16 protein-coding genes and 1 pseudogene are annotated in these 18,625 nt (G+C 70.0%); 7 read left to right on the forward strand and 10 right to left on the reverse strand.

The window, feature by feature from the left end:
* The 3 genes and pseudogenes from MSZK_RS19365 to MSZK_RS19375 all read right to left on the reverse strand — a co-directional run.
* Positions 1-1,077: pseudogene (locus MSZK_RS19365) on the reverse strand (zinc-binding dehydrogenase); the annotation flags it as partial.
* Positions 1,078-1,098: 21 nt separating this feature from the next.
* Complete coding sequence (locus tag MSZK_RS19370) at positions 1,099-1,821, reverse strand: SHOCT domain-containing protein (RefSeq protein WP_099250300.1); 723 nt, start codon at positions 1,819-1,821, stop codon at positions 1,099-1,101.
* Between the two features lie 14 nt (positions 1,822-1,835).
* Positions 1,836-2,510 carry a TetR/AcrR family transcriptional regulator gene (locus MSZK_RS19375; RefSeq protein ID WP_099250301.1) on the reverse strand — a complete coding sequence of 225 codons (675 nt, stop codon included), beginning with the start codon at positions 2,508-2,510 and terminating at the stop codon, positions 1,836-1,838.
* A gap of 65 nt (positions 2,511-2,575) precedes the next feature.
* Between MSZK_RS19375 and MSZK_RS19380 the strand changes: the two genes are divergently transcribed.
* From MSZK_RS19380 to MSZK_RS19390, 3 genes are read left to right on the forward strand one after another with little or no spacing between them, the layout of a single operon-like run.
* Complete coding sequence (locus MSZK_RS19380) at positions 2,576-3,523, forward strand: SDR family oxidoreductase (RefSeq protein WP_099250302.1); 948 nt, start codon at positions 2,576-2,578, stop codon at positions 3,521-3,523.
* A gap of 44 nt (positions 3,524-3,567) precedes the next feature.
* A complete protein-coding gene (locus MSZK_RS19385) occupies positions 3,568-3,807 on the forward strand; it encodes a DUF1049 domain-containing protein (protein WP_099250303.1) in 240 nt (79 codons plus the stop codon).
* A gap of 1 nt (position 3,808) precedes the next feature.
* Positions 3,809-4,885: an SAM-dependent methyltransferase gene (locus MSZK_RS19390; RefSeq protein ID WP_099250304.1), complete on the forward strand. Its 1,077-nt coding sequence runs from the start codon at positions 3,809-3,811 to the stop codon at positions 4,883-4,885.
* Here MSZK_RS19390 and MSZK_RS19395 read toward each other — a convergent pair.
* The 7 genes from MSZK_RS19395 to crtI form a co-directional block, all read right to left on the reverse strand.
* A complete protein-coding gene (locus MSZK_RS19395; RefSeq protein ID WP_099250415.1) occupies positions 4,877-6,610 on the reverse strand; it encodes an Hsp70 family protein in 1,734 nt (577 codons plus the stop codon). The genes MSZK_RS19390 and MSZK_RS19395 overlap by 9 nt on opposite strands.
* A 94-nt stretch (positions 6,611-6,704) precedes the next feature.
* Positions 6,705-7,775, reverse strand: coding sequence for a dihydrodipicolinate reductase (locus MSZK_RS19400; RefSeq protein ID WP_099250305.1), 1,071 nt, complete (start codon positions 7,773-7,775; stop codon positions 6,705-6,707).
* Positions 7,776-7,819: 44 nt separating this feature from the next.
* Positions 7,820-8,800: a DUF5914 domain-containing protein gene (locus tag MSZK_RS19405; protein WP_371411364.1), complete on the reverse strand. Its 981-nt coding sequence runs from the start codon at positions 8,798-8,800 to the stop codon at positions 7,820-7,822.
* Between the two features lie 14 nt (positions 8,801-8,814).
* A complete protein-coding gene (locus MSZK_RS19410; RefSeq protein WP_099250307.1) occupies positions 8,815-10,350 on the reverse strand; it encodes an FAD-dependent oxidoreductase in 1,536 nt (511 codons plus the stop codon).
* Positions 10,347-11,081, reverse strand: a complete 735-nt coding sequence (locus MSZK_RS19415; protein ID WP_371411365.1) for a class I SAM-dependent methyltransferase — start codon at positions 11,079-11,081, stop codon at positions 10,347-10,349. Before MSZK_RS19415 ends, MSZK_RS19410 begins: the two co-directional genes overlap by 4 nt.
* A gap of 7 nt (positions 11,082-11,088) precedes the next feature.
* Complete coding sequence (locus MSZK_RS19420; protein ID WP_099250309.1) at positions 11,089-12,021, reverse strand: phytoene/squalene synthase family protein; 933 nt, start codon at positions 12,019-12,021, stop codon at positions 11,089-11,091.
* Between the two features lie 2 nt (positions 12,022-12,023).
* A complete protein-coding gene (crtI, locus tag MSZK_RS19425) occupies positions 12,024-13,538 on the reverse strand; it encodes a phytoene desaturase family protein (protein WP_099250310.1) in 1,515 nt (504 codons plus the stop codon).
* Positions 13,539-13,707: 169 nt separating this feature from the next.
* On the opposite strand from crtI, the gene MSZK_RS19430 reads away from it, so the two are divergent.
* The 4 genes from MSZK_RS19430 to MSZK_RS19445 are packed head-to-tail and all read left to right on the forward strand — an operon-like array spanning position 13,708 to position 18,618.
* The gene (locus MSZK_RS19430) at positions 13,708-15,234 is read left to right on the forward strand and encodes an ABC transporter substrate-binding protein (RefSeq protein ID WP_099250311.1); all 1,527 of its coding nucleotides are present in this window, start codon (positions 13,708-13,710) and stop codon (positions 15,232-15,234) included.
* Positions 15,231-16,175, forward strand: a complete 945-nt coding sequence (locus tag MSZK_RS19435; protein ID WP_099250312.1) for an ABC transporter permease — start codon at positions 15,231-15,233, stop codon at positions 16,173-16,175. The genes MSZK_RS19430 and MSZK_RS19435 overlap by 4 nt, the downstream gene beginning before the upstream one ends.
* A complete protein-coding gene (locus MSZK_RS19440) occupies positions 16,172-17,029 on the forward strand; it encodes an ABC transporter permease (protein WP_099250313.1) in 858 nt (285 codons plus the stop codon). The genes MSZK_RS19435 and MSZK_RS19440 overlap by 4 nt, the downstream gene beginning before the upstream one ends.
* The gene (locus MSZK_RS19445) at positions 17,026-18,618 is read left to right on the forward strand and encodes an ABC transporter ATP-binding protein (protein WP_099250314.1); all 1,593 of its coding nucleotides are present in this window, start codon (positions 17,026-17,028) and stop codon (positions 18,616-18,618) included. Before MSZK_RS19440 ends, MSZK_RS19445 begins: the two co-directional genes overlap by 4 nt.
* Positions 18,619-18,625 lie beyond the last annotated feature (7 nt).

Below are 18,625 nucleotides of genomic sequence, written 5' to 3' on the forward strand. Positions count from 1 at the left end.
GGCCACACCGTCGAGTCCGACCTTGCCGGTGATCAACGCCGAGGCGTCGAGCTTTCCGTCGGCCAGCATGTGTAACGTGTCGCGGAATTCCAATGGCGTGTAACAGAACACGAACCGCAGGTCGATCTCTTTGCCGATCGCCACGGCGGGGCGCAGCTGGTCGGATCCCATGCAGACGCCGACGACGATCACCCGCGAACTCAGCGGCGCCGCCGCGGCGATGGCGTCGATCATTCCCGGCACGCCCACGCACTCGAAGATGATCGGCCGCTTGGGCCCGGCGGCGCCGAGGGCGTCGACCGCGCGATAGATATGCGACCAGCCGGGCAGCTTGCGCAGCTTCTCCATCGAGCCGATCCCGAGTTCGGCGAGTCCGGAGAACTCGGTGACCGTGCCCTTGCCCGCCGCCTTGTCATAGGGCGAATCGACCGCAGGGTCGACCACGACATCGGCGCCGCAGCGGGCCGCCAGTGCGCGCCGCCCCGGCGAGAAATCGCTGGCCACAATGGTTCCCACCCCCAGCGCCTTGAGCTGGCAGATGACTCCCAGCCCCACCGGCCCGCAGCCGACCACGATCGCGGTGTCGCGTTTGCGGATATCGCTGCGCCGCACGGCGTGCAGCGCGACCGCCATCGGTTCGGTGAGCGCGGCGATGTCCATCGACAGGCCGTTGGGGACGGCGAACGTCAGCGCCCCCTGCACCAGCACCTGCTCGGCGTAGCCGCCCGGCGCCAACGGCGACAGCCCGGTCATCTACGGGCCGCCGGCCATCCGGACCATCGGCAGCGACACCACCCGGGTGCCGACCTTGAATTCCTTCGGGACCTTGCGGCCCAGCTCGGCGACCACACCCGAGAACTCGTGACCCATCACCGTCGGGGTGGCCGCCCGCATGCCGTCTTTGTAACCGACCTCGTCGAACACCTCGGCCAACTCGTCGGCGTGGTCCTTGGCGTGCAGGTCCGACCCGCAGATGCCGCAGCTGGTGACATCGAGCACCAACTGACCGTCACCGGGTACCGGCGCCGGCAGATCGACGACGGACAACGTGCCATTGGTAGCGCTGACGGCCTTCACGACGGGCCAGTGTAGACCCGCCTAGCCGTTGAGAATGCGGCGCTTCTCCGCGTCGAACTCGGCCTGTGTCAGGGCGCCGGAATCCCGAAGGGCAGCCAGTGTTTTCAACTGCTCGAGGCGCACACCCTGATCGGTCGGCGTGTACGGGTCGCTCGGCGGGTAGGACTGTGCCGGCGGGCTCTCCAGCAGCACCGAAGCCCGGGTGCCGCCACCGATCCTGCGGAAGAACAGCGACATGATCAGGTCCAGCAGCCCCAGACCGAACACCCCGGCAAACACCCAGTGCAGATAGTCGTAGTCGCTCTCCCGGCCGAACGACAGCCGCGGGTTGATGTACCCGTTGACCTGACCGTCGGTGCGGATCTGGTAGGTCCCCGCCGCGGGGACCTCCGCGGTCCAGATTCGGACGTGCATGTCGCTGTTGACCGTCGTTGCAGCGCCATGGTTTTCGGTCAGCACCGGATCGGCGACGCCAGGCGGCGGGACGATGCTCAGCTTCAGGGCCGGCAGAGGAAAGCCGCTGGACGGCGAGCCGGTCACCGCGGTGTGGAAACTGATCTGCGCGGTCCCGGCGGGCAGCTGCACCTGACCCGATCCCGGGATCGGCACCTCCCCGTAGGCGTCGAATTCGTCGAGCACGAAGGCGTTCAGCACCATCACGATCACGAAGCCGACGCCTCCGATGACCATCATGACGATTCCCGAGATCGTCAGGATGCGCGCGACGGACTTGGTGCCTGCCATGGGCAGACAGTGTGTCACGACGGCGTTTGCGCCGCGGCTCCAATCAGCCATGTCGTCAGCCCGGTCCGCAGCCCGTCGACAAAACGGTCATGCGGATCGGGAAAGCCGAGCTCGCCCATCACCTGCCGAACCGGCTCGGTGGGCACCGAGAACGGGTACATGCCCGCCACCAGGCTCAGCGCGCCCTCGCCGAAGAACGCCACGAATCGCTCGGGCAGCCAGGGCAGCTGGCGGCCGACCAGTTCGGACAGCGCCGCGATACTGCCCATCGCCCGGACCTTGAAGTCGCGGGCGAACTCCCCGGAGATGTTGCGCTCCAGCACCGCGGCCATCGCGCCGAGCAGCTCGCACATCAGCCGGCGTTCCACCAAGGTCTCGGTGAGGATGCCGGCAAGCCGAACCTCGCCCGCGAATGCGGGCTTTCGGCCCTCCGGCGGCCCGAGGCGGTGTTCCAGCTCGGCCAGCCAGTCCCGGCATTCCTCGTCGAGGACCTCCAGGAAGATCGCCTCCCTGGTGTCGAAATAGCGCAACACGTTCGACTTCGCCAAGCCGACCCGCTCGCTGATGTCGCGCAGCGTGACCCCGTCGACGCCGCTGTCGGCCAGCGCGCCGCGGGCGGCGGCCAGGATCGCCGAGCGCCGGGCGGCCAGCTGTTCGGGACGCCGGGCGCGCTGAAAGGACGAGGTCACGGCGTTCAATTTAGCAGACCAGTGTTCTCTTGTTATCAGACCGTTGTTCTGTTAACGTCGCCGACATGACTGATCTCGTCCTCTCCGTTCCAGACCTCTCCGGAAAACACGCCGTCGTCACCGGGGCCAACAGCGGCCTGGGCCTCGGCGTCACCAAGCGACTGTCCGCGGCCGGCGCCGACGTGGTCATGGCGATCCGCAACCGCGCCAAGGGCGAAGCGGCGATCGCCGAGATCCGCGCCGACGTACCCGACGCGAAGCTGACGCTCAAGGACCTCGACCTGTCGTCGCTGGCCACCGTCGCCGCCCTCGGCCAGGAGCTCAACTCCGAGGGCCGCCCGATCGACATCCTGGTCAACAACGCGGGAGTCATGCAGCCGCCGCAGCGCGAGACCACCTCCGACGGCTTCGAGCTCCAGTTCGGCAGCAACCACCTCGGGCACTTCGCCCTGACCGCCCACCTGTTGCCGCTGTTACGCGCCGCCGACCATCCGCGCGTGGTGTCGCTGAGCAGCCTGGCCGCCCGATTCGGCCGGATCAACGTCGACGACCCTAATTTCGAGCGCAACTACTCGGCCAACCTGTCCTACGGCCAGTCCAAGATCGCCACCCTGATGTTCGCGCTCGAACTCGACCGGCTGTCCCGCCGGCACGGCTGGGGCCTGCTCTCCAACGCCGCCCACCCCGGCCTGTGCAAGACCAACCTGCAGATCAGCGGGCCGTCGCACGGCCGCGAGAAGCCCACGGCGCTGGCCCGCTTCTACCAGTTCAGCTGGCGCTATCTGCCCTTCATGTGGCAGGAGGTCGACGCCGGGATCATTCCGGTGCTGTATGCCGCGGTCGACCCGAAAGCTCGCGGAGCGCAGTTCTACGGCCCGCGCGGCTTCCAGGAATTGGCCGGCGGCGGGGTCACCGAAGCCACCATCCCCGGCCGGGCCGCCGATCCCGAGGCGGGCCGGCAGCTGTGGCAGTTGTCCGAGCAGCTCACCGGTGTCAGTTATCCGACGAACTAGCCGATAGCGACTAGCGTCAACCTCCTGACAGAACGGAGGTCGCCATGTCCCCTGCCGAAGTCTCCCAGCCCGCCGGCGGCGCGGTACGCCGGTTCGCCCTGCGCTACTGGCTGGCCATCACCCTGGTGGTACTGGCGGGCGTGTTCATCGCCCAGAACCGCGACCGTCAGCGGGTGCACGTGCTGTGGATCACCGTCGAATCCCCGATGTGGCTGCTGTTGACCGCGATGCTCGCAGTCGGCGTCGTGGTCGGACTGTTGTTGCACCGCCGTCGCCGGAACTGACGTGCGCGAGTCCAGCATCGTGGTGCGTCCACAGCCGATGGACAGCGCCACCTACACCGCGTCGTCGCGACTGCAGGCCGCCGGATTGCGGCCCGCGATAAGCCTTTTCGAAGAAGCAGCCCGCACCGTGCCGATCCCCCGGGCGCCGCAGCCGATCGCCATCGCCGATTACGGGGCGGCGACGGGATACAACTCGCTGTTGCCGATCAGCGCGGCGATCGCGATCATCCGCAAGCGCACCCGCTCCGATCACGCCATCCTCGTCGCGCACACCGACGTGGCCGGCAACGACTTCAGCGCCCTGTTCAACACCCTGGCCGACGATCCGGACAGCTACCTGAAGAAGGATTCCACCACCTATGCCTCGGCGGTGGGCCGCTCGTTCTACCACCAGATCCTGCCCTCGGACAGCATCGCACTGGGCTGGAGTTCATGGGCGGTGCACTGGCTGAGCCGGGTCCCGATGCCGATCCCCGATCACGTGCAGATCTCCTACAGCACCGACCAGAACGCCCGCCGGGCCTACACCCGGCAAGCCGCCGTGGACTGGCACGAATTCGTCGCGTTCCGTGGCCGCGAACTGGCACCGGGCGGTCGCCTGGTGGTGCTGACCGTCGGCCTCGAACCCGACGGCGGCTCGGGATTCAAGGCCGCGTTCGACGCGATCGTGACGGCATTGGACCGGTTCGTCGGCGATGGTCTGATCACCGCCGACGAGGCGCACCGGATGTCGATCCCGTCAGTCGGCCGCGACGAGAAGGACTTTCGGGCGCCGTTTGCTCCGTCCGGGCGATTCGAGGGCCTGTCGATCGAGCATCTGGAACTCTTCGACGGCGAAGACCGGTTCTGGTCGCAGTTCCAGCACGACAAGGACGCGCAGGCCTTCGGCGCCAATTGGGCGGATTTCCTTGCAGCATCGGTGTTTCCGACACTGGCCGCCGAACTCGATCCGGACCGCCGCGCTCCCTTCGCCGACCAGCTGCAGGCCGCGGTCGCCGCGCACCTGGCGTCTACGCCGGCGCCGATGTCGATCCCGCTGGCCAAGGTGGTGCTGGCCAAGCAGCGCCGGTCAGCCTGACGGCGGCGGCACGATGATGTGCGCCAGACCCGGGATCGGCGGGATCGTCGGGATGGGCGGGATGTAGAACGGCGGCTGCACGGGCTGCGTCGGCGCCGGCGACGGCGTCACGGTCGCGGTCTCGGTGACCGGCGGTGGGGTGGACACCTCCGTGCTGACGACGGTCGTCGTCTGCGTCTCGGTGACCGGCGGCGGTGCGTCGGCGGTGACCGGCGGCGGCGGGGGCGCCTGCACGATCTGGGTCTGGGTCACCGGCGCGGGTGCCTGCACCACTGTCCGCGGCTGCGGGACCTGGGTGGCCTGCTGGACCGCCTGGTTCTGCACCGGTGCGGCGCTCGGCTCGGCGCTGGGCGCGGCGGGGGCAGGCGCGGCCTGCGGGGTGGAGCTGATGCTCGGCGTGGGCGTCACCGGGGCCACCGGGCTGTTGTCGGCACTGAGCGCCACCGCCGTTCCCGCGCCCGCCCCGACGATCACCAGCAACGCGGCGGCCACCACTGGCATCGGCCGGCGGTACCACGGCAACGCAGCCTCCCCGGAGCCCGCCAGGTCGGGGGGTGCCGGCTCGAAGTCCAGCACCGGGCGGGCGACGGGCTGCGCTGGCGGCTCGACGGCCGAGGCCAGCTCCGGCACATCGGGCGCCTCGGACCAGGCCAGCGCGGCAGCGGCGGCAGGCACCGCCGGTTCGATCGGCGCGGCGGGTACCACCGGAGCCGGTGCCAGAGCGGTCGCGCTGTCGTCGGCCGGCCCCCGCGCGGCCCGCAGCGCCGCGCCGATCGCGCCGATCAGGCCGGGGCGGCCGGTGGTGATCACCGGCACTCGCAGATGCTCGGACAGTGTCGTGGTGATCGCCGGGATCGCCGCGGCGCCCCCGATCGAGGCCACCGCGGCCAGGTCGGCGGGCCGCACACCGGCTCTCGCCATGGTGTCCTGCAGCACGCAGACGAACTCGGCCAAGGCCCGGGTCACCGCGGCGTCGAGCTCGGTGCGGGTCAGCCGGACATCCCCGCGGAATCCGGGCAGGTCGGCGGGCAGCGCGGTCACCGTGGCGGTCGACAGCCGCTCCTTGGCCGCCCGGCATTGGGCGCGCAACTGGGTCAGCGACCCGATCGCCGAGGTGCCCGTGACGTCCAGCGTCGCGCCGGCCGACAGCTCGGCGATCACATGGACCAGCAAACCCTGGTCCACCAGGTCACCGGAGAAGTCGAGGTGGCGCAGGGTCGGCGCGACCGGGGCGCCGGAGCCGCCGTCGATGAGCGTGAGTGACGTGCCGCTGCCCCCGAAATCGCACACGGCGATCACGCCGCGGGTCGGCAGGCCCGGGTTGGTGGTCAGGGCGGTCAGCGCGGCGGCGACGTCCGGGATCAGCGCCGGCTCCTCGGCCGACCACTCCGGGATCCGCCGAATCGCCCGGCGCAGCGCCTCGACGGCAGCCGGCCGCCAGTGCGCCGGGTAGGTGATGGCCACCGCCGGAGGCAGGGGCCGGCCTTCGGTGGCGGCGTAGGAGAGCGCCCGCAGCGCGTCGGCGAGCAGCATCTCCGCGTGGTGCACCGAGCCGTCGGCGGCCACGATGCCGACCGGATCGCCGACCCGGTCCACGACATCGCTGACCACCAGGCCTGGCAGCGTGACCACCGGCGCGCGGGTGACGGAGCGCTGCTCGGTCACCGCGGCCAGCGTGGTGGCACCGACGGACAGGCCGAGTGCCGGCTTCGTTGGGTCTGTCATGTCGTCCAATCCGGGTCCCGCGGCATGCACGGGTCCCCCCAGCGCCGATCTTCGGATTCACCAAAGATGTCGGTCCGGACGCACGACGTGTTACTCAGCGAATGGTGCCGCGGCCCGGGATCAAGGGCAGGTCCAGCGGGGTGACCCAGCCCGGGGGCAGGTCGTTGACGGCGGGGACGGCGTTGAGCGCGCGCAGCCCGGTCGACAGGCAGCCCGCGGTCGCCGCGTCGCGTCCGGAACCGTCGGTGAACCGGAAAGCAGTCTCCTGGAAGATGCTGGGAGTGCCCTGGATGTCGACGCGGTACACGTCGTCCTGGGTGCCCGAGGGCCAGTCCGGTGCGGCGTCCTGGCCGATCCGGTTGACGTGTTCCAGCTGAATCCGGGTTTCCCCCTGATACACGCCGTTGATGGTGAATCGCACCGCCGCGACGTGGCCGGCCGGGATCACGCCCTTGACGGTCTTCCGCTCGGTCGGGGTCACCCACTTGTCCCAGGTGGTGGTGATCTCGTCGAGCTCGATGCCGGCGGCGTAGGCGATCATCGGCACCGTCGCGCCCCAGGCGAACACCAGAATGTCGGAGTTCTCCAGCAGAGGCTTGAACTCGGGCTCGCGGCCGATGCCCATCTCGAACTCGTAGTCGCCCTCGTAGTTGGTGTAGTCCAGCAGCTCCGAGGCTCGGACCAGACGGACCTGCGAGGTCAGGCCCATCAGGGTCATCGGGAACAGGTCGTTGGCGAAGCCGGGATCGATTCCGGTGGTGAAGCACGACGCCTGGCCTGCCTCGCAGGCCGCGGTGATCGGGTCGATCCAGTTCGGCGGGTTCAGGTGCATCTTCGGCCACACCCACGGCGTCATCGCCGTCGAGCACACGTCGACACCGGCTCGCAGGAAACGGGAGATCAGGTCGATGTTGGCGTCGGCGTGCGCGGCGGTCGGTCCGTAGTGCACCAGCGCGTCCGGCTTCAGCGCGATCAGCGCATCGACGTCGTCGGTGGCGGCCAGGCCGATCTCGCCGATGTCGCAGATCGTCCCGACGTCGACGCCGACTTTCGCCGGGTTGCTGACGCCGACCCCGACCAGCTCGAACTCCGGATGCGCCAGCACTTCCGGAATCACCATCCGGCCCACAAAACCGGTTCCCCAGATCACGATTCGCTTCGCCATTGCTGCAGCCTAGGCGCGACACCGGCCCGGTCAGGGCGGATGTCTCAGTGCGTGGGCCCGCCCGCGCGCAGTGCGTAGCGGCGCTCGGCATAAGCCAGGTCGTCGCGCCAGAGCCGGGTCGCCGCCAGCCGCATCAGCGGGGTGATCGCCGGCGCCGCGCGCAGCGAGTAGCGGAACCCGGTGCGATCGGATTGCGCGACGACGGCTTCGATCACCGCGGTCTGCGGGCGGCCGTCGAGTCCAGGCCCGATCGGGGTGGCATGCGTCTCGACGACGCTGCCGGTCCCCTCGCCGTCGACGATCCGCATGACGATGGTCCGGGGTTCCGGGGCGGTGAATTCGGCGATCACCGGGACCCCGAGCCGGCCCATCCGGAACGTGACCGCCACCAGGAACCGGTCGGTGTCGTCGGCGGCGTCGACCGGCGGCGCACTGAGCACCTCGAGTTGAGTGAACGAATACGGGTGGAACCAGGCCCCATGCCAGGGGTCGAGCCGGTTGGCGATGACGTCGGAGGGTTCGCACACCCCGATCAACCGGGTCACCGCGGCCAGCCGCGCGCCGGTGGGCCGCGCCGGGATCACCGGGGCGTCGAGCGCCGGCTCGCCGCCGGCGCGGTCGAGCCGGACCCACACCAGCACGCCGTCGTCGAAGGCGGGCAAGGGCTTCCAGCCGAACTCCCGTTCGCCGGCCAGGCGCAGACCGTGCCAGGGGCAGATCAACGCGCCGCACGCCACCTTCCCGGTCGCCAGATCGGCGCCCAGGTGCGGACAGGCCGCCGGGCCGACGTGCAACCCGCGCTGCTCATCTCGCCACGCCACGATCTCGACACCGGCCACCCGGGTCCCGAACGGCCGGTCGACGCGAACATCGGTACTGGCGGCGAAGACATACCAGTTGCCGCTGGGCCGCCCCTGGGCGCGCCGCAGGGCCGAGTCGATGAGCGCGGGCTGGGCATCGTGATAAGTCGGGCGTTGACGCGCCCAGTCGACCTTCGGAATGACTTGCAGTGGAACCGATTTCATTCGCTCCCGGAACCTCATGACGCGCGCGTCTCCCGCTCTGCGAGCCAGCGCAGCACCGGTGAGCGGCCCTGCACCGGAACGGTGTGCAGGGTGTGTCCGGCGATCCCCCAGCCTGCCAGCAGCCGGTTGGCAGCCGTCCATCCGGTGGTCGCGGCCCGCTCCATCAAGGCCACCGGCAGGTCGATGCGAATACCGTCGCCGGCCAGCATCAGACCCGCGACCGGGGTGTCCACCGTCGGGCGCTCGGCGAACGAGCCGGGGTTGAACAACGGACAGTCCGCCCGGATCAGCATCGTCTCGGCCACGATGCCTGCCGCGGCCGTCTCCGGGTACAGCTGGTGCAGGCGGGCCAGCATGCGCTCGCGCAGCTCATCGCGCTCCGAGCCGTCCACCACCGAATAGGAATGCACCTCGAGCACCGAACCACGATGTGCGCGTGCCCATTCCGCGGCCTGATCCTCGTAGTTGCTGACCACGCTGATGTTGTCGACCGGCTCCAGCCCTCCGGTGCCCAGGAACGCGGGCCGGCCCGGATCGACCGGACGGTCCAACCACAGCCGCTGCACCGCGAACCGGGGAGCCGTCTGCAGCGCCAGGACCCGGCCGCGCCAGCCGTCATCGCCCAGGGCGGGCGAATCGGCCACGATCCGCTGCAACGCGGTGACATCGGTGGCCAGTACCACGCCGTCGGCGTCGATCGTCGCCCCGGTCGAGTCGCGCACCTGTAGCGCCCTGGATCCGCCGACGCCGACCGATTCGGCACCCACCGACGTGCGTATCCGCACTCCGTGACCGATCAGATACTGCTCCAACGGTTCCCACAACGCGGTGTTGAAGTTCGACTCGGCCACGTCGAAGACCAGGCCCTCGCTGGATCCGAGGAAGTAGATGTGGAACATCGTGGCCAACTCGGCCGCCGAGAGCCGCTCGGGTCGGGCGAAGAAGCTGCGGGCGAACACCTCGAAGGCGAGGTGGCGAGCGGCGACCGGGAAGTTGATGTCGGTCAGGAACTGTCCGGCGTCGCGGTCGTCGAGCTGGTCGTAGATCTGGGGCACCGAAACCGCCGCCAACGGGGCCGCCGCACCGGCGTTGAGCCGCATCAGGTCCCGCATCCGGAAGGTGGGGCTACGCAGCGCGAAGGCCAGCGCGTTCCACGGTGGGGATTTGGGCAGACCCCGGAAGGTGTCCCGGCGGCCCTGACCGTCGACCAACGGGTAGTCCTCGACCGCCCGCAGTCGCCGGAGGTCGGGGTCGGTGCGGCGCAGCAACGTCCGCAGGTTGTAGTACTGCCGGAAGAACGCGTGGAAGCCACGGTTGTTGGCCACCTCGGTGCCGTCGGCCAGCCGCTCGGTCCACCCGCCGACCCGGCCGCCGAGGTACTGCTGGCGCTCCAGGACTTCCACGGAAACACCGCGTTCGGCGAGCCCGGTGGCCGCCGCCAGCCCGGCGATGCCGGCGCCCACGACCACTACGTGCGGGCGGCTCGGCAGCGCACCGGCGTGCGGAGCCCCGCCGGGCCCGGGGTGGGTGACACGACGCAGATCGCTCATTGCGGTGCGTCCGCCAGGAACGTGTGCACGATGTCGCGCTGCCAACCGGGCATCGTCTCGCTGTGCACACCGGTGAATCCCGCTGCCACCAGCCGCCGTTGGAAGGCCGCGGTCCCGTCGAACCGGTTCACACTGCGCCACAGGTGGCGGTAGAGCGCGGTGTCGCGGGTCTGGCGCCAGCCGGCCGGGATGATGATGCCCCAGCAGACCGCATTCCAGATCGCGGTGGCGGCCCGGGAATCACGCACCGAGTACTCATGCACGGCCAGCGTCCCGCCTGGACGCAGCAGCCGGCGGAACTCGCGCAGCTGGGCGTCGGGGTCGGCGAGATTGCGCAGCAGGTAAGCGGCCAGGATGCCGTCGAACGGCCCGTGCACCCCGGCGTCGGCGATGGCCTCGATCGGGCTGTGCACAAACCGGACCGTATCCGGCCAGGGCTTCGCCGCGGCCTCGGCCAGCATGCCCGCCGACGCGTCGACGGCGACGATCTGCGCATGCGGCGCGGCCTCCAGCAGCGCGGCGGTCGACGCGCCCGTCCCGCAGCCGGCGTCCAGCAGGCGCAGGCCTTCACCGCCGCGCGGAATTCGCATCCGCCGCGCCGATATTCGCAGGTGGTCGTGATAGCCGGGATTGGCTCCGACCAGCTTGTCGTACGCGTGCGCACCGACGTCGAAGGCGCCGGGAACGTCGGTCACCATCGCAGGCCACCCGGCACGATCGAGTTCTGCCATCCATCCATCAGGCCGCACCATACCTGCGGGCCCGGCGGGCGCGCAGCAGACCGGTGCCGAAAACCTGCAGCCGCCGGCCGAGCCGGACCGAGGCACGCCGGCTGAACACCGCGTAGTCGATGGCCTCGATCCGATCCAGGATCTCCGAGTACAGCGTGAATGCCGTTGCCACACAGGGCCTCGACTGCGGGGCCAGCAACGCGATGCCTTTGCGGGCCTCCCGGTACACCGTGCGGGTGATGTCGTGCTGGGCCGCCAGGGCACGGCGGACCCGGGGATCGGTTTCCCGGTGGCGGTGACACCACATCAGCAGCTCGCGGTCGACCCCGAACGCGGCGAGTTCGTCGGCGGGCAGGTAGACCCGGTTACGGTCGAGGTCCTCGTCGACGTCGCGCAGGAAATTCGTCAGCTGGAACGCCCGGCCGAGTGCCTCGGCGTACGGCGCCGCCTCGTCGGCGGGTCCCACCGTGCCGAGGATCGGCAGCATCTGCAGGCCGATGACGGCGGCCGAACCCCACATGTAGCGGTTCAGCGCTAGGCGGTCCGGGTAGTCGGTGACCGTCAGGTCCATCCGCATCGACGTCAGGAAGTCGTCGAACAGGTCCAGGGGGATGCGATAGGTCCGCGCGGTGTGCAGCACCGCCGCCAGCACCGGCTCCGTCTGGTCGGCGGTGCCGCCGAAGAACTTCGCCGACAACCGATCCAGGCGCTGCTCCCGTTCGGCGACGGTGGCACCGGCGGCCATGTCGTCGAGGATGTCGTCGGCGTATCGGGCGAAGCCGTACAGCGCGTGTACCGCCGGGCGCTGCGACGGGGCCAGCAAGCGGGTGGCCAAAAAATACGTCCGGCCGTGCTCGGCGTTCAGCCGCCGGCAGTACCGGTAGGACTCGCACAACCGGGAGTCGTCGATCCCGGCCGCGTGTAACTCGGTGTGGATCATCGCTACCTGCTTCCCGAGCTGACGATGGTGCGTGTGGCGAAACGGTCCCGGCCGGCACCGGTGACCCGGTCGGCGGCCAGCCGGCCGGACAGCAGCGCGGTGGGCATGCCCACGCCCGGCACGGTCGACCCGCCGGCCAGCACGGCGTTGTCGATGCCGCGCACCATGTTGGCGGGGCGGAAGGGGCCGGTCTGGGCGAACGTGTGGGACAGCGCGAACGGGGTGCCCGCCGCCATGCCCTGGCGCGCCCAGTCGGCGGGCGTGACGACGTCGAGGACCTCCGCGTCGAGCCCGGGCAGCAACCGGTCGGCGGCGGTGGCCACCACCTCGTGGGCGTAGGACTGCCCGATCGTGTCCCAGTCGAGGCGGCCCGCCCGCAGGTTGGGTGCCGGAGCCAGGAGGTAGAGCAGGTCACGCCCGGGCGGGGCGAGGCTCGGGTCGCCGGCCGTGGGCCGGGTGACCAGCAGCGACGGATCACTCATCAGCGCCCCGTCGCCGATGATCTCGTCGAAGGTGCGGGTCCACTGCTGGCCGAAGCTGATGTTGTGATGCCGGAGGCGGTCGCCCACCGCGGGTACCCCGGCGTGCACGACGACCGCCGACGGAGCCGGCCGCAGCGGCACAAGACGCCGCGGTGTGCGTCCGAGCAACTCGTAAGCCAGCGGCAGTTCTGTGGTGAGAATAACTGCGTCGCAGGCGATCCGGTCGTCCGCGGTGTGCACCGCGCGCACCCGTGAGCCCGTGCGCTCCAACGCGGTCACCGTCGCCCCGTACCGGAATTGCACCCCGGCCCCGGCCGCGACCGCCGCCATCGCCTCGGGCACCGCCCGCATCCCGCCGCGCGGAAAGTACACGCCGGCAACGGTGTCCATGTAGGCGATCACCGCGTAGGCGGCCAACGCGTGCCGCGGCGCCACCCCGGCGTACAGCGCCTGGAACGTGAAGATCCGCTGCACGCGTTCGTCGGTGATGAATCGGCTGACCATCCGCTGCCAGCCCCGGAAACCGCCGATCGCGGCCAGCCGGGCCAGCTGCGGGGTCAGCAGCGACAGCGGCGAGGAGAAGTTCGCGGCGATGAACCCGTCGAACTCCAGCCGGTAGAGCGTGGTCAGCCAGTCGCGCAGCCGCAGGTAGCCGGCGGCCTGAGCCGGGCCGGCGAAATCCTCGATCGCTGCGGCCATCGCCGCGGCGTCGGTGTGCACGTCCAGCGCGCTGCCGTCGGCGAAGGTTGCCCGGTAGGCGGGCTCGACGGGCGACAGCTCGAGGTGGTCGGCCATCGAGGCGCCGACGGCGGCGAACGCCTCGGCGATGATCTCCGGCATGGTCAGCACGGTGGGACCGGTGTCGATGCGGTAGCCGGCGAGGTCGGCCTGACCCATCCGCCCGCCCGGGTACCGATGGCGCTCGACGACGGTGACGCAGCGCCCCCGGCCGGCAAGATGCAGTGCTGCCGCCAGGCCCGAGAGGCCCGCGCCGACCACCACGACGTGGTCGGTGGCGCCCGGGACGCTACGCATCGCTGGCTCCTCTCCCCGCCGAGGGCTTGGTTCGCCCGGACCGAGCACGTGGAGGCCATACCCCGCCGGGCGCCCTTGCAATCACGCTGCGGCTGTCGGGTTGCCTGACGTGGGCAATTATCGCAGCTCGGGGTTTAGGACATCAGCGGTTCGGGCAACACGTTCGCCGATGAAACGACCAGCGGTGCTGACCGCTGTCCTCGTGGTGGCCGCTGCCCTGGTCGCCTGTTCGACCGGCCAGCGAGTGGACCTCGGCGGCCCGTCGGCCGGCAACCTCACCGCCGCGATCGCCGGCGAACCCGACCAGCTCGACCCGCAGAAGAGCACCGCCTATTTTTCCTTCGAAGTGCTGGAGAACGTCTTCGACACCCTGGTCGAGCCGGACGAGAACCTCGTGATGCAACCGGCGCTGGCGCAGTCCTGGCAGGTCTCCCCCGACCAGCTCACCTGGACCTTTCAGCTGCACCCCGGGATCACCTGGCACGACGGCTCACCGCTGCGCGCCTCCGATGTCGTCTACTCCTACCGCCGGATCATCGACCAGAAGCTGGCCAACGCCGACAAGCTCAGCGCGGTCCGCGACGTCAGCGCACCAGATCCAGGCACCGTCGTCGTCGCGCTGACCCGACCCACCCCGAACCTGCTGACCAATCTCGGCGGGTTCAAAGGCATGGCGATCGTTTTGCGCCGCAACGTCGAAAGCGGGCAGATCGCCACCCATCCGGTGGGAACCGGACCGTTCTCCTTCGCCGGCGCCACATCCGGTGACTCGATCACCCTGCGGGCCAATCCGAAGTACTGGAGAGGTCCGCCGAAGGTTCCCGGGATCACGTTCCGGTTCATCTCCGAGCCTTCGACCGCCTTGTCGGCGCTGCAGGCCGGCGAGATCGACTGGACGGATGCCATTCCCCCGCAGCGCGTCCGGCAGCTGGCCGACGACGACTCCCTGCACCTGGCCGTCACGCCGAGCAACGACTACTGGTACCTGGCCCTCAACCAGGCACGCCCGCCCTGGAACGATGTGCGGGTCCGCCAGGCCGTGGCCTACGGCATCGACCGGGACGCGATCGTTCAGGCCACCAGTTACGGCACGGCCACGGCGAATGAGCTTGCGATACCCCAGGGCAACCCCTGGTACACACCCTACGACCGATACCGCCACGACGTCGGCCGGGCACGAGACCTGATGCGCCAGGCCGGGGTGGACCGAGCGAATCTGGACCTGCTGGTCACCACCGAATACCCCGAGACCGTCACCGCGGCGCAGATCATCGCCGACAACCTTGCCGCGGTCGGCATCACGGTCGGCATCCGCACGGTGGACTTCGCTACCTGGCTCGACGAACAGAACAGCGGACATTTCGACATGCTGATGATGGGCTGGCTGGGCAACATCGACCCCGACGACTTCTACTACGCCCAGCACCACACCGGCGGGTCGAGCAACGCCCAGAAGTTCTCCGACCCCGAGGTCGACCGCCTGCTCGACGCCGCTCGCACCGAGACCAACCACGATGTGCGGCAACAGAATTACGCCGAGGCGGCGACCATCATCGCGGACAAGGTCAGCTACATCTACCTGTACAACCCCTCGGTGATCCAGGGCTGGACGACGAATATGAGCGGGTACGAGGCCCGCCGGGACGGCGCGGTGCGGTTCCGCACCGCGCAACTGAGGACTGGCGGCGCGCGATGATCCGGTTCCTGCTACGGCGCCTGCTGTACTCGGCGGTGGTGCTGCTCGGCGTGCTGGTCGTGGTCTTCGCGCTCGTCCATCTCGTGCCCGGTGACCCGGTCCGCATCGCGCTGGGTACCCGCTACACGCCCGAGGCCTACCAGGCGCTGCGCGCGGCCAGCGGGCTGGACCGGCCGTTGATCGAGCAGTTCTTCTCCTATGCCGGCTCGGCAGTGACCGGGGATCTGGGGGTGAGCTTCCGTAACGGTGACCCGGTCACCACCACGCTGCTGGAACGGCTGCCCGCGACGGTGTCGCTGGCAGTGGTGGGCATCCTGATCGCCTTGGCCATCGCCCTGCCCGCCGGGATCTTCTCGGCATTGCGGCGCGGCCGGTTGGGCGACGGGATCGTTCGCGTGACAAGTCAATTCGGCGTCTCGATCCCGGATTTCTGGATGGGCATCCTGCTGATCGGGGTGTTCTCCTCGACCCTGGGGTGGTTACCGACGTCGGGCTACCGTCCGCTGCTCAGCGATCCCGGGGGCTGGCTTCGCCACATCGTGTTGCCCGGGCTGACCGTCGGCCTGGTGGCGGGCGCGATCATGACGCGCTACGTCCGCTCGGCGGTGCTCGAGGTGGCCACCGCCGGGCACGTCCGCACCGCGCGGTCCAAAGGCCTTGCTCCCGCGGTCGTCACGTCGCGACACATCGTCCGCAACGCTCTCGTCCCGGTGCTGACCATCACCGGCATCCAGTTGGCGACGATCCTCGGCGGGGTGATCGTCGTCGAGGTGGTGTTCGCGTGGCCGGGCGTGGGCCGGCTCACCTACAACGCCGTCGCGGCCCGCGACTACCCGGTGATCCAGGGTGCAGTTCTGCTGATCGCCGCCCTGTTCCTGCTGATCAACCTGGTGGTGGACGTCCTGTATGCGGTGGTCGATCCGCGGATCCGGCTGTCATGAGGGTCTCGAATTGGCGTCTGCTGCTCGGTAATCCGGTCAGCGCCATCAGTGCCGTCCTGTTACTGGCCGTCATCGCCGCCGCCCTCGGTGCGCACTGGCTGGCGCCGTCGGGTGTCAACGACGTGGACGTGCCGAGCGCGCTGCGGCCGCCCAGCGGCGCGCATTGGTTCGGCACCGACGAGTTGGGCCGCGACATCGCCTCCCGGGTGCTGGTGGCCACCCGCGCCTCGCTGCAGGTGGCGGTGGTCAGCGTCGCCTTCGCACTGATCGTCGGGGTAAGCGTCGGGGTGATCGCCGGGTATCGGGGCGGCTGGCTGGACACCGTGGTGATGCGCTGCGTCGACGTGATGTTCGCCTTCCCGGTCCTGTTGCTGGCGCTGGCCATCGTGGCCGTCCTCGGGCCGGGGCTGACCACGACCATGCTGGCCATCGGGGTGGTCTACACGCCGATCTTCGCCCGGGTGGCCCGCGCCAGCACCCTGGGTGTGCGGGTCGAACCCTATGTCGCGGTGTCCCGCTCGATGGGCAGCCCGCACCGCTACATCCTGGTCCGCCATGTGGTGCCCAACATCGCCGGCCCGCTGATCGTGCAGACATCGCTGTCGCTGGCCTTCGCGATCCTGTCGGAGGCGGCGCTGTCGTTCCTGGGGTTGGGCCTGCAGCCGCCGCAACCGTCCCTGGGCCGGATGATCTTCGACTCGCAGGGCTTCGTCACGGTGGCCTGGTGGATGGCCGTGGTGCCCGGCGCGGCGATCTTCGTGATCGTGCTGGCGTTCAACCTGCTGGGCGATGGACTGCGCGACGTGCTGGATCCCAAGCAGCGCACCACCGCCGAAGCGGGGCGCACCCGATGACACCGGTACTGCGCGTGCGCGATCTGCGGGTGCGGATCGGTCGCGACGAGATCGTGCGCGGCGTCTCGTTCGACGTCGAGCCCGAGCAGACCCTGGGCATCGTCGGTGAATCGGGATCCGGCAAGACGATGACCGCGCTGGCGGCCACCGGTCTGCTCGACACCCCGGGCGCGGTGGTGACCGGCTCCAGTGCGCTTGCCGGCCAGGCAGATTCGGGAGCCACCCAGCTGATCGGTGCCACGTCCCGGGTACTGCGCAGTGTGCACGGCGGTCGGATCGGGTTCGTGTTCCAGGATCCCGGCACCTCACTCAATCCGCTGCTGACCCTCGATCGCCAGATCAGCGAAGCACTGCAGGCGCATCGCAACCTCACCCGCAGGCAGGCCAGGGAACGGGCCGGCGAGCTGTTGGCGGCGGTCGGGCTACCCGATCCGGGACGGCGCCTGGACAGCTACCCGCACCAATTGTCCGGTGGTCAGCGCCAGCGGGTGATGGTGGCGATCGCCTTGTCCTGCAACCCCGAATTGCTCGTCGCCGACGAACCGACGACCGCACTGGATGTCACCACGCAGGCCCAGATCGTCGCGCTCGTCACCGAGCTGCAACGCGACTTCGGAACCGCGGTGGTGTGGATCAGCCACGACCTCGGCCTGGTCGGGCAGGTGGCCGACACGGTCGCGGTCCTACGCGACGGCGTCGCGGTGGAACAGGCGCCGATCCTGGACATCGTCGACCGCCCGCGCGATCCCTACACCCGGGAACTGCTCGACGCCCGGCCGCTGCTCGGGTCGGGCGGACCGGACGAGCCGCCGGCCGACGCTCCGGTGCTGGTCGAGGTCGACGGGCTTGCGGTGGAGTTCGACGGGATCCCGGCGGTCAAGGATCTGACGTTCCGGATCCGCCGCGGCACCACGTTGGGCCTGGTCGGTGAGTCCGGCTCGGGCAAGTCGACGGTGGCCGGTGTGCTGACCGGGCTGGTGACCCCGAGCTCGGGGACGGCCACGCTGGCCGGGGCGAGCGTTCTCGGGGTGCGCGGCGCCGAGGAGAAGGCGCTGCGCCGCCGGATCAGCCTGGTCTTGCAGGACCCGTTCTCGGCACTCGACCCGCGCACCCGGATCGGTTCGACGATCGCTGAACCCCTTGTGGTACACCGGATTCGGCATGGCCGCCAGGCCCGCGCCGAGCGGGTGGCCGAGCTGCTGGAGCTGGTCGGCCTGCCTGCCGAGTTCGCCGCACGCTACCCGCACGAACTGTCCGGCGGGCAGCGTCAGCGGGTGAGCATCGCGCGTGCGCTGGCGCTCGAGCCGGAGCTGGTGATCCTCGACGAGGCGACGGCCTCCCTGGACGTCTCGGTGCAGGCTCGGGTGCTGGACCTGCTGACCGATCTGCAGCGCGAGCTGGGCCTGACCTATCTGTTCATCGCGCACGATCTGGCGGTGGTCGAGCGGATGAGTCACGAGGTGCTGGTGCTGCGCGACGGTGTCGCGGTCGAATACCGGCCGGCCGCCGAACTCCTCACCGCGCCGGCGCAGGACTACACCCGCACCTTGCTCGCCGCCGTACCACCGGCGCGACCGCGCACGAACTGACATGCTC

Source organism: Mycobacterium sp. shizuoka-1 (assembly GCF_002723835.1).
Lineage (GTDB): Bacteria > Actinomycetota > Actinomycetes > Mycobacteriales > Mycobacteriaceae > Mycobacterium.

What these genes read in the sequence shown, in the direction of transcription:
- MSZK_RS19370 (WP_099250300.1), bottom strand. Translation starts at nt 1,821, where the DNA reads ATGGCAGGCACCAAGTCCGTCGCGCGCATCCTGACGATCTCGGGAATC.
- MSZK_RS19380 (WP_099250302.1), top strand. Translation starts at nt 2,576, where the DNA reads ATGACTGATCTCGTCCTCTCCGTTCCAGACCTCTCCGGAAAACACGCC.
- MSZK_RS19385 (WP_099250303.1), top strand. Translation starts at nt 3,568, where the DNA reads ATGTCCCCTGCCGAAGTCTCCCAGCCCGCCGGCGGCGCGGTACGCCGG.
- MSZK_RS19395 (WP_099250415.1), bottom strand. Translation starts at nt 6,610, where the DNA reads ATGACAGACCCAACGAAGCCGGCACTCGGCCTGTCCGTCGGTGCCACC.
- MSZK_RS19400 (WP_099250305.1), bottom strand. Translation starts at nt 7,775, where the DNA reads ATGGCGAAGCGAATCGTGATCTGGGGAACCGGTTTTGTGGGCCGGATG.
- MSZK_RS19405 (WP_371411364.1), bottom strand. Translation starts at nt 8,800, where the DNA reads ATGAAATCGGTTCCACTGCAAGTCATTCCGAAGGTCGACTGGGCGCGT.
- MSZK_RS19410 (WP_099250307.1), bottom strand. Translation starts at nt 10,350, where the DNA reads ATGAGCGATCTGCGTCGTGTCACCCACCCCGGGCCCGGCGGGGCTCCG.
- MSZK_RS19415 (WP_371411365.1), bottom strand. Translation starts at nt 11,081, where the DNA reads ATGGCAGAACTCGATCGTGCCGGGTGGCCTGCGATGGTGACCGACGTT.
- MSZK_RS19420 (WP_099250309.1), bottom strand. Translation starts at nt 12,021, where the DNA reads ATGATCCACACCGAGTTACACGCGGCCGGGATCGACGACTCCCGGTTG.
- crtI (WP_099250310.1), bottom strand. Translation starts at nt 13,538, where the DNA reads ATGCGTAGCGTCCCGGGCGCCACCGACCACGTCGTGGTGGTCGGCGCG.
- MSZK_RS19430 (WP_099250311.1), top strand. Translation starts at nt 13,708, where the DNA reads ATGAAACGACCAGCGGTGCTGACCGCTGTCCTCGTGGTGGCCGCTGCC.
- MSZK_RS19435 (WP_099250312.1), top strand. Translation starts at nt 15,231, where the DNA reads ATGATCCGGTTCCTGCTACGGCGCCTGCTGTACTCGGCGGTGGTGCTG.
- MSZK_RS19440 (WP_099250313.1), top strand. Translation starts at nt 16,172, where the DNA reads ATGAGGGTCTCGAATTGGCGTCTGCTGCTCGGTAATCCGGTCAGCGCC.
- MSZK_RS19445 (WP_099250314.1), top strand. Translation starts at nt 17,026, where the DNA reads ATGACACCGGTACTGCGCGTGCGCGATCTGCGGGTGCGGATCGGTCGC.